The organism is Paraburkholderia domus (assembly GCF_905220705.1).
Classification (GTDB): Bacteria; Pseudomonadota; Gammaproteobacteria; order Burkholderiales; family Burkholderiaceae; genus Paraburkholderia; species Paraburkholderia domus.
The window spans coordinates 1-12973 of record NZ_CAJNAT010000011.1; the positions used below are offsets into that span (position 1 = coordinate 1).

General features: G+C 58.4%; 14 protein-coding genes. 11 read left to right on the top strand and 3 right to left on the bottom strand.

The window, feature by feature from the left end; translation table 11 throughout:
• The first annotated feature begins 120 nt into the window (after positions 1 to 120).
• From KHO31_RS19700 to KHO31_RS19745, 10 genes are all read left to right on the top strand, one after another.
• Positions 121 to 759, top strand: a complete 639-nt coding sequence (locus KHO31_RS19700; protein ID WP_236071336.1) for a PAAR domain-containing protein — start codon at positions 121 to 123, stop codon at positions 757 to 759.
• 94 nt (positions 760 to 853) lie between these two features.
• Positions 854 to 2176, top strand: a complete 1323-nt coding sequence (locus tag KHO31_RS19705; protein ID WP_236071338.1) for a hypothetical protein — start codon at positions 854 to 856, stop codon at positions 2174 to 2176.
• A 1-nt stretch (position 2177) separates the two neighbouring features.
• Positions 2178 to 2870, top strand: a complete 693-nt coding sequence (locus KHO31_RS39355; protein WP_236071339.1) for a PAAR domain-containing protein — start codon at positions 2178 to 2180, stop codon at positions 2868 to 2870.
• A gap of 94 nt (positions 2871 to 2964) precedes the next feature.
• On the top strand, positions 2965 to 4287 hold the full coding sequence (locus KHO31_RS19715; RefSeq protein WP_236071341.1) for a hypothetical protein: 1323 nt from the start codon (positions 2965 to 2967) through the stop codon (positions 4285 to 4287).
• Positions 4288 to 4422: 135 nt separating this feature from the next.
• Complete coding sequence (locus tag KHO31_RS19720) at positions 4423 to 4710, top strand: hypothetical protein (RefSeq protein WP_236071343.1); 288 nt, start codon at positions 4423 to 4425, stop codon at positions 4708 to 4710.
• Positions 4711 to 4804: 94 nt separating this feature from the next.
• Positions 4805 to 6118, top strand: a complete 1314-nt coding sequence (locus KHO31_RS19725; protein WP_236071345.1) for a hypothetical protein — start codon at positions 4805 to 4807, stop codon at positions 6116 to 6118.
• Between the two features lies 1 nt (position 6119).
• Positions 6120 to 6410 carry a PAAR domain-containing protein gene (locus KHO31_RS19730; protein ID WP_201140337.1) on the top strand — a complete coding sequence of 97 codons (291 nt, stop codon included), beginning with the start codon at positions 6120 to 6122 and terminating at the stop codon, positions 6408 to 6410.
• A gap of 12 nt (positions 6411 to 6422) precedes the next feature.
• Positions 6423 to 7832 (top strand): hypothetical protein, encoded by a 1410-nt coding sequence (locus tag KHO31_RS19735; protein WP_201140335.1) that lies wholly within the window; start codon positions 6423 to 6425, stop codon positions 7830 to 7832.
• Positions 7833 to 7855: 23 nt separating this feature from the next.
• Positions 7856 to 8284 (top strand): hypothetical protein, encoded by a 429-nt coding sequence (locus KHO31_RS19740; protein ID WP_201140333.1) that lies wholly within the window; start codon positions 7856 to 7858, stop codon positions 8282 to 8284.
• Positions 8285 to 8646: 362 nt separating this feature from the next.
• Positions 8647 to 9342, top strand: a complete 696-nt coding sequence (locus KHO31_RS19745) for a 4'-phosphopantetheinyl transferase family protein (protein ID WP_201140331.1) — start codon at positions 8647 to 8649, stop codon at positions 9340 to 9342.
• Here the strand turns inward: KHO31_RS19745 and KHO31_RS19750 are convergent.
• A complete protein-coding gene (locus KHO31_RS19750) occupies positions 9339 to 10175 on the bottom strand; it encodes a 4'-phosphopantetheinyl transferase family protein (RefSeq protein WP_201140329.1) in 837 nt (278 codons plus the stop codon). The genes KHO31_RS19745 and KHO31_RS19750 overlap by 4 nt on opposite strands.
• 12 nt (positions 10176 to 10187) lie before the next feature.
• Positions 10188 to 10667, bottom strand: coding sequence for a hypothetical protein (locus KHO31_RS19755; RefSeq protein WP_201073947.1), 480 nt, complete (start codon positions 10665 to 10667; stop codon positions 10188 to 10190).
• Between the two features lie 349 nt (positions 10668 to 11016).
• Here KHO31_RS19755 and KHO31_RS19760 point away from each other — a divergent pair, with 349 nt between their 5' ends.
• Positions 11017 to 12252 (top strand): YbfB/YjiJ family MFS transporter, encoded by a 1236-nt coding sequence (locus KHO31_RS19760; protein WP_201084904.1) that lies wholly within the window; start codon positions 11017 to 11019, stop codon positions 12250 to 12252.
• Between the two features lie 49 nt (positions 12253 to 12301).
• Here KHO31_RS19760 and KHO31_RS19765 read toward each other — a convergent pair whose 3' ends face one another.
• Positions 12302 to 12775 (bottom strand): Lrp/AsnC family transcriptional regulator, encoded by a 474-nt coding sequence (locus tag KHO31_RS19765; protein ID WP_201073950.1) that lies wholly within the window; start codon positions 12773 to 12775, stop codon positions 12302 to 12304.
• Positions 12776 to 12973: the final 198 nt, after the last annotated feature.

Genomic DNA, 12973 nt, shown 5'->3' on the forward strand with positions numbered 1-12973 from the left:
ACAGGCGACCCGCCGCCCGGCCATGGACAACCCGCGACTCAACACTCCCGGGAGGTTCAACATCACACTAAACCCAACTGCAAATCTGTCCGTTGAACCGGGTCAATCTCAAACGGCACCGTGCTCGACAGCATCGAGAACGTTGGTCCCGACGAACGCGGAATGAGTTACATCGGAGCACGCGTGCAGTGCCCCGCCTGTGGCTCCATCGGTCACATTGTCGCGAATGGTCTGCGTGCCGAGGATGACGCCATGGACGGCAAGCTGCTTGCGCTGGAGGGCGACTTCTGTCGCTGTGGCTGCAACCCGCCGCCGATGCTGATTGCCTCCCAGCACGCTGGATTTACTCCGCATGTTTCGAATCACCTGTTTCCATTTGTTCTGCGGGCGGATACGTCGTCATGGGGGGATGGGCAGAAATGGCAGGATGACCAGGGGGACGTACATGATTATCCAATGGCGAATGTCGAAGCGCATGAGTGCGGCCATTATTTCAATTTTCCCGATGAATATTTCGATCAGGGTGGCTGGCTTCACGAAGCCTATATCAAGGATGAGCAGATCGATTTTTCGCTGGTCGATGCGAAGGCGGAAACCCTGATGTGGCAAGGGCGTTCGCAGAAAAACCTGATGGGCTATGGCGCCAACCTGCCGTTGCAGAATGGTCGCGCGACTATCAAGCCATATTACCTGGAATATGTGCGGCGTCAGTTTTCACTTGCGACGAACAAGTTGTGGAGGATCGGCTATGACGCGTAGCCCCTGGATCAAATTATTGGGTCGAGCGGCCCTGTTGTGCTTCGCGCTTGGGAGCAATGTCCATGCTGAGGCTGTGAACCCGGAGAATCAGACAATGCAATTTAGCTACACGACAAATGGCGGTGCAGATGGCAGCATCAATAAATATGGAAACAACGAAGTATCCGTTTCGGGGGATGTGCTTCGGGTACAGATTGGTGATTCTGACGGAAACAGGAATATCAGCGGTGTTGGGATATATGAATTGAAGTTGCAAGGCGAAAACCTGGAGTCGGCCAGGAAGTTTGCTCAGTTGCTGTGTTCTCAGAAAGACCCAAAAAGTGATTGGCCAACCTACGATCTTTATGTCGCAAAATGTAATGATGGGATGAGAAGCAGCTTCGCGAGAGATTTTAGCCGTACCATTGGGCGACAAATCCTCCTGCTGATGGATTCGTTAACAAATGCGGCGGTTCAGGATGGACGGAAGCTTGTAAAACTTGATGTTTCACTTGTTTCAATTGAGCGTGCCAAGGATGGATTCCTGGTTTCCGTCAGATTTGTCAATAGCGGAGACCACCCGATCAAGTTTAAGACACCCGATAAGTGGGATGCTAGAGTTGGCAAGTATATGGATATTTTGGGTGTAAATGGTTCGCAGGTTAATTCGCGGAAAGATAAATTCGCCCTTGCGCTAGCCGGCCAGCCTCTTGTCGACTCAGCACAATTTCCTGATGGGGAGATAAATCTTGCGGCACACAGCTCCGTAGTGTTCAAGTTAAGGACTAAATCCATCGAAAAATTTGCCGCTGGCGAATACGATTTAAATGCTGGTGCATTCATGAACATGGAGGTCATTGGAATCCAGTCGAGTCTTGTGCGCGTCGATTTCCATTCGGACTACAAGAATCCGACCCGCGTGACATTCGACCGAGACTATCCTTCGACGCCGCAGGAGCGCGAGCAGTGGGAGGCGACGCACCGCGCCAGCATGTCGTTCCAGCCGATCAATCCTGGTGAGACGTTCGCCGAGGGAGGCCTGTACCGTGCTGTGCGGCTGGCAGACAACGGTGCCTATCGCAGCCTGCAGCTTGTGCCGTTCAAGGTCGGTGACGTTGCTACGAGGGACAACGTAAAAATGCTGATGGCGTCCGCCAGCGGCACTGAACTCAACGGGCCGGTGCAATGGGTATGGGAGGGCAGCGCGCCAACGCCCGTCAAGCAGTGGTCATTCGACATCACTGAAGGCACCGAACACTTCTGCAAGGCAGGAACCGTTTGCCCACGTAGTGGCCGCTGGCTTGCATGTGCCCACTCGGGCAGTTTCTCCACCGCCGGGTCGTATCGCTACGACCTCGCGGGCATCGTTACCCTGCGTCACGGACAGGGCATGCCCGTCAGAAACGACGGAGCCGATTGGGAGTGGCTGGGGGTATGACATGAGCGAGCGCGCCTGCATTCTCCGGTTGGACCGTGCTACGGCGACCGGCACCGTGCTTGACGGTATAGAGAACGTTGGTCCCGACGAACGCGGAATGAGTTACATCGGAGCACGCGTGCAGTGCCCCGCCTGTGGCTCCATCGGTCACATTGTCGCGAATGGTCTGCGTGCCGAGGATGACGCCATGGACGGCAAGCTGCCTGCGCTGGAGGGCGACTTCTGTCGCTGTGGCTGCAACCCGCCGCCGATGCTGATTGCCTCCCAGCACGCTGGATTTACTCCGCATGTTTCGAATCACCTGTTTCCATTTGTTCTTCGGGCGGATACGTCGTCATGGGGGGAGGGGCAGAAATGGCTGGATGACAAGGGGGACATACATGATTATCCAATGGCGAATGTCGAAGCGCATGAGTGCGGCCATTATTTCAATTTTCCCGATGAATATTTCGATCAGGGTGGCTGGCTTCACGAATCCTATATCAAGGATGAGCAGATCGATTTTTCACTGGTCGATGCGAAGGCGGAAACCCTGGTGTGGCAAGGGCGTTCGCAGAAAAACCTGATGGGCTATGGTGCCAACCTGCCGTTGCAGAATGGTCGCGCGACTATCAAGCCATATTACCGGGAATATGTGCGGCGTCAGTTTTCGCTTGCGACAAAAAAATTGTGGAGGGTTGGCTATGATTCGTAATTCATGGATCAGGCATTTTTGGCATGCGGCCCTCGCCTTGTTTGTGCTTGGAAGCAACGCACACGCTGAGACTGTAAACGCGGAGAATCGATCGATGCGATTTAGCTACACGACAAATGGGGCTGCGGATGGCAGTATCAATAAATATGGGAACAATGCAATATCAGTTCTGGGTGATACTTTACGCGTTCAAATTGGTGACTCCTCATTGGATCGAAATATCAATGGTGTCGGTATATATGAGTTAAAACTGATAAACCAGAATCTGGAAGATGCCAGGAAACTTGCGGAATTGCTGTGCTCTCCAAAGGACCCGGCAAGCGACGTGCCGATCCCTGATCTTTACACAGCGAAATGTGGTGGGGAGATGAGAAGCAGTTACATAAGAGACTTTAGTCGCGATGTCGCAAGCAAAATTGCTGATCTGGTGGACTCGTTAACAAATGCGGGGATTCAGGAAGGGCGAAAGCTTGTGAAACTCGATGTTTCACTTGTTTCAATTGAGCGTGCCAAGAATGGATTTCTGGTGTCCGTCAGGTTTATCAATAGCGGAGACCACCCGATCAAGTTCAGGACGCCTGATAAGTGGGATACCAGGATTGGCAAGGATATGGATATCTTGGGTGTAAACGGCTACCAAACTGGATCACATGATTCTAAATTTGGTCTTGGGTTGGCGGGTAAGCTGCTCGAAAATCCGGTCGGGTTTCCTGATGGAAAGGTCACTCTTGCGCCGCATAGTTCGGTGACTTTTAAGATGAAAACAACATCCGTCAGTAAATTTGTCGCGGGTAGCTATGATCTCAATGTTGGCGTGTTCATGAACATGGAAGTCATCGGGACCCAATCGAGTCTGGTGCGTGTCGATTTCCATTCTGACTACAAGAACCCGACCCGCGTGACCTTCGACCGCGACTACCCCTCGACTCCGCAGGAGCGCGAGCAGTGGGAAGCGTACCAGCGGACTCGCTTGTCGTATTTCCCGGTCAATCCTGGCGAGAAGTTTGCCGAGGACGGTCTGTATCGCGCGGTGCGCACGACAGGCAGCGGTGCCTATCGCAGCCTGCAGCTCGTGCCATTCAAGGCCGGGGACGTTGCTACGAGGGACAACGTAAAAATGCTGATGGCGTCCGCCAGCGGTACGGAGTTTGATGGGCCGGTGCAATGGGTATGGGAGGGCAGCGCGCCAACGCCCGTCAAGCAATACTCGTTCGACATCACTGAAGGCACCGAACAGGTCTGCCAGGCAGGGACCGTTTGCCCACGTAGTGGCCGCTGGCTTGCACGTGTCCACTCGGGCAGTTTCTCCACCGCCGGGTCGTATCGCTACGACCTCGCGGGCATCGTCACCCTGCGTCACGGACAGAGCATGCCCGTCAGAAACGACGGAGCCGATTGGGAGTGGCTGGGGGTATGACATGAGCGAGCGCGCCTGCATTCTCCGATTGGACCGCACTACCGCAAACGGCACCGTGCTTGACGGTATAGAGAACGTTGGTCCCGACGAACGCGGAATGATTTACATCGGGGCTCGCGTGCAGTGCCCCGCCTGTTGCTCCATCGGTCACATTGTCGCGAATTTCCCGATGAGTATTTCGATCTGGATGGTTGGCTTCACGAATCCCATATCAAGGATGAGCAGATCGATTTTTCGCTGGTCGATGCGAAGGCGGAAACCCTGGAGTGGCAAGGGCGTTCGCAGAAAAACCTGATGGGCTATGGTGTCAACCTGCCGTTGCAGAATGGTCGCGCGACCATCAAGCCTTATTACCTTGAATATGTGCGGCGCCAGTTTTCGCTCGCGACGAACAAGTTGTGGAGGATCGGCTATGACGCGTAGCCCCTGGATCAAATTATTGGGTCGAGCGGCCCTGTTGTGCTTCGCGTTTGGGAGCAATGTCCATGCTGAGGCTGTGAACCCGGAGAATCAGACAATGCAATTTAGCTACACGACAAATGGCGGTGCAGATGGCAGCATCAATAAATATGGAAACAACGAAGTATCCGTTTCGGGGGATGTGCTTCGGGTACAGATTGGTGATTCTGACGGAAACAGGAATATCAGCGGTGTTGGGATATATGAGCTGAAGCTGAACGGTGAAAATCTGGAATCCGCCAGGCAGATGGCCGAACTGCTCTGTTCTCCGAAAGACCCCAAAAGCGATGTGACGCTGCCTGATCTTTACATTGCGAAGTGTGGCGAAGAGATGCGGAGCAGTTATATGACGGATTTCAGCCGCCCGGTTGCGATCAAGATAGGCGATCTGGTGGACAAGCTTACCAATTCAGGGATTCTGGATGGCCGGAAAATCGTGAAACTCGACGTTTCACTGGTATCGATTGATCGCGAAAAGGATGGTTTTCTGGTGTCCGTCAGATTCACGAATGGCGGCGACTACCAGATCAGGTTCAAGACGCCCGATAAGTGGGACGCCAGAATGGGTAAGGACAGCTTGGGTATAAGTGACACGAAGAGCGGCTTCTCCGCAAAATTCGGCCTTGGTCTGGCTGGGCAGACTCTAGTCGATCCGGCACAGTTTCCTGGTGGCGAGGTCAATCTTGCACCGCATAGTGCCGTGGTTTTGAAGATGAAAACGAACAAGATCGATAAATTCTCGGCAGGGAGCTACGATTTATATGCCGGTGCATTTATGAGTATGGGAGTCACCGGAATCCAGTCCAGTCTGCTCTATGTTGATTTCCACTCGGACTACAAGAACCCCACACGCGTGACCTTCGACCGCGATTATCCCTCGACACCAGAGGAACGCGAGCAGTGGGAGGCAACACATCGCCAGGATATGTCCTCGCGGCCGGTGACGCCTGGCGAGACGTTCGCCGAGGACGGCCTGTACCGTGCTGTGCGGCTGGCAGACAACGGTGCCTATCGCAGCCTGCAGCTCGTGCCGTTCAAGGTCGGTGACGTTGCTACGAAGGACAACGTAAAAATGCTGATGGCGTCCGCCAGCGGCACTGAACTCAACGGGCCGGTGCAATGGGTATGGGAGGGCAGCGCGCCAACGCCCGTCAAGCAGTGGTCGTTCCACATCACTGAAGGCACCGAACACGTCTGCCAGGCAGGGACCGTTTGCCCACGTAGTGGCCGCTGGCTTGCACGTGTCCACTCGGGCAGTTTCTCCACCGCCGGGTCGTATCGCTACGACCTCGCGGGCATCGTTACCCTGCGTCACGGACAGAGCATGCCCGTCAGAAACGACGGAGCCGATTGGGAATGGCTGGGGATATGACATGAGCGAACGCGCCTGCATTCTCCGGTTGGACCGCACTACAGCAAACGGCACCGTGCTCGACAGCATCGAGAACGTTGGCCCCGACGATCGCGGCATGAGTTACATCGGGGCACGCGTGCAGTGCCCCGCCTGTGGCTCCATCGGTCACGTTGTCCCAAATGGCCCGCGTGCCGAGGACGACGGCCTGGACGGCAAGCTGCCTGCGCTGGAGGGCGACTTCTGCCGCTGTGGCTGCAGCCCGCCGCCGATGCTGATTGCCTCCCAGCGCGACTGGACGTACGGAAGCTGACACGGAGGAAGGATGAGTTTTCGCTGGGACCAGGCGATACCAGATGAACGGGAGGCGGGAGAGCCTCCGCCCGTCTGGATCTATCTCGTGCTGTTCATCATCGTGGAGTGCGTTGCGCTGGCGCTTACCGTAGCTACGTGGCCGAAGGGCAAATCGGTGAATTCGATGGAATTTTTCCGGGGAGTCCTGCTGATCGGGCCGGTTTTCTGGGGGGCGATATGCGCATTCATTTATCACAGTGCCCACGGACTCTACGCCTTCGAGACAGCCGTTGTGAATCAGGAACGCTGGCGGCAGCGAAGGTCATGGCAGCAGCAAGGCCGCTGCGGCGTCGCCGTGCTGGACAGCGTGGTGCTCACGCCGGAACCGGAACTGGCCGAGCGCATGCTGGGCCTGGACGGTACGCCGCCACAGAATCCCGGCAAGGTCATGGCGCTCGACATGGATGAGACGGGGGCTGAATCCCGGCTGCATGCCGTGCTGGAAAAACTGCTTGTGCCGCTCGCGCCGAAGCTGGCTGGGGCCATGCGCAGCGATTCGTTCCTGCTCATGATGCAGGGCGACCGGGATGAATCGTCCGACATCGTTCGCGCCGTATGGAAGAAGCTGGAATTGCCCGGAGCGCCGCGCATTGTCCGCATGAAGGCCATCACGGAGCCGAAGTTTGCGGAAAAGTGGTTCCCGGCCGACAGCGATCCGTATTACCGGCTTGTACTGGCGTGGCATCTGAATGATGGCGGCCCCGATGTGCCGAAGGACTGCTCGGAGTTTGCCGTAGCGCTGCTGTTGGGCTCGCATCAGCTCATGTACAACCAGCGGGGCAAGCTCAAGGCACAGGCGTGGCTGCTGCGCGGGATTGCGACCGAAGCCGATCAGGCCGAGGATGCGCTGACGCTGCTGCTCAGGGCGGAGCAGGTCGAGACGAAACGCATCCGCAGTTTCTGGCATAGCCGTCTGAAGGGCCTCGCGCAGCACGCAACCCTGGGCGCCGTTAGGGAAAGCGGTCTGGAGGTTTCCACGCATGCGCTCGACACGGCAATCGGCCCCCAGGCTCCGGTGTCGCGGTGGCTGCTGTATGCGCTCGCCGCCAGGATGGCGCACTTCGGACAGGGCGCTCAACTCGTGGCGTTACCAGGTGAAAAGGGTGTGGCGTTCAGTCTCGTCGCCAGGGAAGCGCAGCCGGTGAATCTGCCATGGAAGGACAGTTATGCGTATTCCATCATTCCATGTGCCGAGATTGTCCTGGTGTGCATGAGCGTGCTTGGCGTGCTGCTACTCGATGACAGCGTGAGCTGGAACGGACTGAAGACCGCGGGCGTTGTCATCGTGGTGGTCGGTATTGCGGGATTTTTCGCGCAGAGGTACTTCCGGTCCAGGATGCTTGCCGAAGAAGTCTGGCGCGTGTGCCACGAAGGTTCATGATGCCCACACGAGATCTGCGGCGGATGCGCATTCTGCTGGTTCCGCCTTTCATCAGGTTCACCTGGGCAGGCATGTTCATAACGGCCATCTACACGAACGTGGTGGGATGGTTTGCCGCAAAGGACCTGGGTGATCCGGCATGGATACAGTACCCGCTGATCCTGCTGGGGTTCACGATGGGATTCATTGCGGATGACCTGTGGCGTCACTGGCAGGACGGTGTTGCCCATGCGCTGCACTTCGACGACTTCATTGACGGGGTATGTCCCGATACGGAACACGAAATCTGCGAAGCCGCGGTGTGGCGCTGGTACGTGAAGCAGGGCAGGCCGTGGTGGATCAGCCGGAACCGTGAACGCCCGCAGGTGCGCTTTGTCGATACGTGGCGGCGCATGGAAGCATATCAGCGGGCGATGAAGGCCGAAGAATTGCGACTCAGGAAGAGGTCATGAGCATTCAACCGTTGAACGGGATCAACCGCTTCATTGCGTTGTGCTGGCTTGGCCTGCTGGCGAAGATAACGACCGTCTGCTAGCTCGTATCGGAAGACATGTCGTTGAAAGTCTGTACATGGAGATGCCCGGAATACAGGTCAATCCACGATCGCGACATCGACGCTGCGCTTAATGTTCGGGCCGCCGGGCTTGCGATGTCAGCCCACGTGGAAAGCGTAGGTCCCATGTCCCTTTGAGATGATGTTGCGTTGCATTCCATGACGCGGGAATCCCCTTCCGTCAGATAGGGGAGGATGCCAATTCGGGTACAGTCGCGCATATTCTCTTACGACCGCGTGTCTAACGCCCGAACCTTCGCGATGTATTCGATCGAACCTCTTGCGTTACCGCATGACTGCCCGTCCGACGTTTCGTTGTGGCGCGTCGATTTCGCTTTCGACGCGTCGTTGGAGGATGCCGCCTTTGCATCGCTAAGCGACGACGAACGAGCGAGAGCCGCTACCTTTCGGCGCCACGAGGATGTGCTTCGCTTCGCGTCTGTGCGCGCGGCGCTGCGCGGGCAACTCGCGCGATATCTTGGCATGGCGGCACACGCCGTTCGATTCAAGCTAGATGCAAACCGTCGCCCTCATCTGGCCGATTCCCACTCGCTCGATTTCAACGTATCGCATGCAGGCTCGCACGGGCTCATCGCGATGTCGTCAAAGCGGCGTGTCGGAGTCGATATCGAACGGCTCAACGATAGCTTCGATTGGCGTTCGATCGTAACGTTGACGCTCGATGCGAGCGAAGCGGCGTGGATCGAGCGCCTTGACGTTGAGCAGCAGCTGGCTGCGTTTTACGACGCATGGGTCGCCAAAGAAGCGCTCGTCAAAACGACAGGCGTGGGCATCACACGCGGCCTGCAGCATCTGACGGTGCTGCCGCGCGACAGCATGCAGGTGACGCTGTGCAATGAGATTCCGGATGACATGCGCGAGATTGCTGCGCGCTGGATTGCGGCGCCAGACGGCTATTCCGCATGCGTGGCGTGGTCGACGGCAGCACCACGCTAGGCGTTTGACTCTCCAAACACCAACGCCTTAGGCCATCCAAAGGCATGCACCTGCGTGACCGGCTGCGCGAGTGCAACCGCCGCGCGAATCTTGCCCGACATCGGCAAATCGAGCACATGCCAGCGGCCATGCTCTGCGAGATCGAACGCGCAGGCTACGCCATCGCTCGACAACAGATCCAGATCGACATCGACGGGTGCATAGCGCAACGCATTGCACAAGCTGCCGTAACGCGCGCGTCGGCGTGAGTCTTCCGGTGTCTCGTCGAGCGCGGCGCCCGGCGAGGGTACGACGACGCTCAAACCGAGCGTCGCCGACGCAATGCCGATCACGATCCAGATGCCGGCATATGCGATATCGATCGTGATGCCGCGACCGTCGTGCGGATGACGCGCGCGCAGCTTCTCGTTGCCGTCGTCCTGCAAATCGACGGCACGCGGCTCGCAGTCGAACAGATTCGCGACGAGCCAGCGCGTCACTACGCGTGCGCTAACAAAGCGTTTGCGCAGCGCCGAATTTGGATGAAGCCGTGCGCGTTCGCGCTCACCCTTCGACAACCACACATCGCCTTCCTGTACCGGCACCGGTAGCCATTCGCAGCGAAATCGCCACAGATGCAACTCACCCGCGCGTGGCACGGCCACGCTGCGCGGATAGTGACGCGTTAGCGGACGCGAGACGAATTGCGGCGCGGCCGCGCTGACGATAGCGTGTGCTGTTCGAACAGCGTGTGCGGCTTGATCGGCTTGCAAGGTGTTTGCGCGATTCGTCGCCTGCGAGTCGATGCTGTCGCGCACACGCGACGCAGCGAGATAAGCGAGTTCCAATGACATACCCCCGGGTCCTCAATGCATATACGTGACGCGACGCGCTTGTACGTCGAGTTCGACACCGGCATCGAGCAGATCGATGGCGAACCAGCGGATCAGCTTCAACACGCCGCTGACGGCCGGCCCCGGCAGCCATTCGCTCAGCATGCGCAATGCAGCGCCGCTGTGCGTTTTTTGCAGCAACGCGATGGTTTGCAGGATCACGGCTTCGTCCTTGCCGAGATCGCTGGCGCAGCGGCATCGCATGTCGAGCGGACGATAGGACACGCGCATCAGCGAACGCATCAGCAGATCGAAATGTTCGATGCCGTCTTGCCGCAAGCCCACGCCGCTCAGGATGTCGCGCCAGTGCACGCCGCCGCGCGCCGTTTCGCAAGCCGGCCGCAGCCAGGTGCGCACTGCGCTGAGGACCGTGCGGTCAGGCGCGTCCGTGGTATCCGTGACGTGATCGTCGACCAGTTCGGGACGGCTGCTGTAGTGAGAGCGGAAGTTCATCGATGCTCCTGGATGGACACAGTCCAATGAGTCGCGCCGGTCTGATCGGAGGAGGGCCACGTCGCGTCGCCGGCCAGCGCATGGGTGATCATGATTTCGGTGTTCGGCTGATGGTATGGGCGCCATGATGGGCTAAATAGCCAGTAAATGCAAATCATTCGCATTTAGAAAATGAATTGGACAGGGTGTCGCATTGCGGATCGGCGGGCCAACAAGCGGCCAGGCGGTCTTGCAGCCAAACGTCGGACGTCAGATCCGCAACTAACGGTCAGCCGAACAGGGCGCCCACAGATATGATGGCGACATGCCGCAGCAAGCCCGCCGCATCCTTGTCTACCGACGCTAGCCAATGCCGACAAAATCTCTCGACGCCGCATCGACGGCCACGTCCACCGAAGCGGCGCAGCGCGTGCCCACCTTGATGCTGGCCATCGGCCTGTCGTTAGGCAGCGCGATCGCGCTGGGTCTTGCGCGCTTCGCTTACGCGTTGCTGTTGCCATCGATGAAACTCGACCTTGGCTGGAGCTTCGCTCAAGCGGGCGCAATGAATACCGCTAACGCCCTGGGCTATCTGCTGGGTGCGCTGGCTTTTCCGCCACTCGCGCGCCGCTGGTCGGCTGGTGTGTTGTTCGGCGCCGGGTGCGTTGCCACTGCGGTTCTGATGGCCGTCAGCGGTTTGCTTGCCGACACGCATTCGTTACTCGCGTTGCGCGTCATTACCGGCGTGAGCAGCGCGGCGGTTTTCATCAGCGGTGGCGTGTTGGCGGCGCGGCTGGCGTCCGCGAGACCGCACGATGCGGGGCTCGTGCTCGGCTTGTATTACGGCGGCACCGGTTGGGGCATCGTCGCTTCGTCGGTGCTGGTGCCGCTGACGATTTTCAACGTCGCGCATGGCTGGCAGTTTGCGTGGTTCGCGTTGGCGCTTGCGTGTGCCGTGTTCGCCGTGATCGCCATCGGCGCCGCGAGGAAAATCGAAAGCGCACATGCGGCCAGACCTTCGACCGCGCATGCTTCCAATGCCGCCGACGTGCCACGTTGGCCGCGTTTCAGTCTCGCGCTGGCAGGCTATGGACTGTTCGGCGTCGGCTATATCGGCTACATGACGTTCATCGTCGCGCTGCTGCGCAATGCGGGCATGAGCGCGGCGGTGGTGACGGGCTTCTATCTGTTGCTCGGCGTGGCGACGGTCGTCTCGGCGCGCTTGTGGTCCAGTCTGCTCGACCGCATGCGCGGCGGCCACGCGCTCGCGATACTCAACGCCTTGCTCGCGGTGGCGACGCTGTTGCCCGCGTTGTTCACGCAACCGTGGGTGGCGTTTGTCTCCGGCGTGCTGTTCGGCGCGACGTTTCTTTCGGCCGTCGCGTCGACCACGGCTTTCGTGCGCCACAATTTGCCGCTGAGTCACTGGGCCAAGGGCATCAGCGCATTCACGATCGTGTTCGCGTTCGGACAGATCGTCGGGCCGATGGTGATCGGTTGGGTTTCGGATGGCGCGGGTCTCGCACGCGGGTTGGTTTATTCCGCGTTGCTGCTCGCGGCCGGTGCGGTGCTGGCGGCTTGTCAGAAGCCTTTGCGCGGAGTCTGAACCGGCATCAACGATGCGCTGGCGCACCGCGCGCCAGGCCACCAACGCCCTAAATTTGCACCGACGGAATGCTCTTCATACACCGCAGTGCAAACATCGAGCGGCTGTGACGGATACCGGCGATCTTGTAGAGCTTCTCGCGCAGAAACCGCTCGTAGCCCGCCGTTCCGTCGACCGCCACTTTGACCAGATAGTCGTAATCGCCCGACACCAGATACGCCTCCAGCACTTCAGTTAGCGCTGCCAGCTCGGCGCCGAAGCGGGCGAGAGCATCATCTTCGTGACGATCGAGTGTGACTTCGAGCAGCACCACGTCGGCGAAACCGAGCTTCTGTTGATCGAGCAAGGCGACGTAGCCGCGGATGTACCCCTCGGTCTCCAATTGACGCGTGCGATTCCAGCACGCCGTGGTCGACATGCCCACCAGTTCGGCGAGCTCGGCGTTGCTCAGGCGCGCGTTCTTCTGCAGCTCGCGCATGATCTTTCTATCCTGGTTGTCCAGTGGGCGATTTCGGGTGGTCATGACATTCTCGGAAGCTTGTTCGGACAAATGCCATTCTAAAGGAAGATCGTCCTTCAATAGGCGGGTAGGCGCATGGCTTTAGGAAGCATATCCAGCCTGCGTCCGGGTATATTTTCAGGGTGCATTCATGCCCGGGACAACCGTCCGGGCCGCGGGCTCCGGGCCTGCGGTCAAGCGCTGCCACAAGCTGCCATCCGG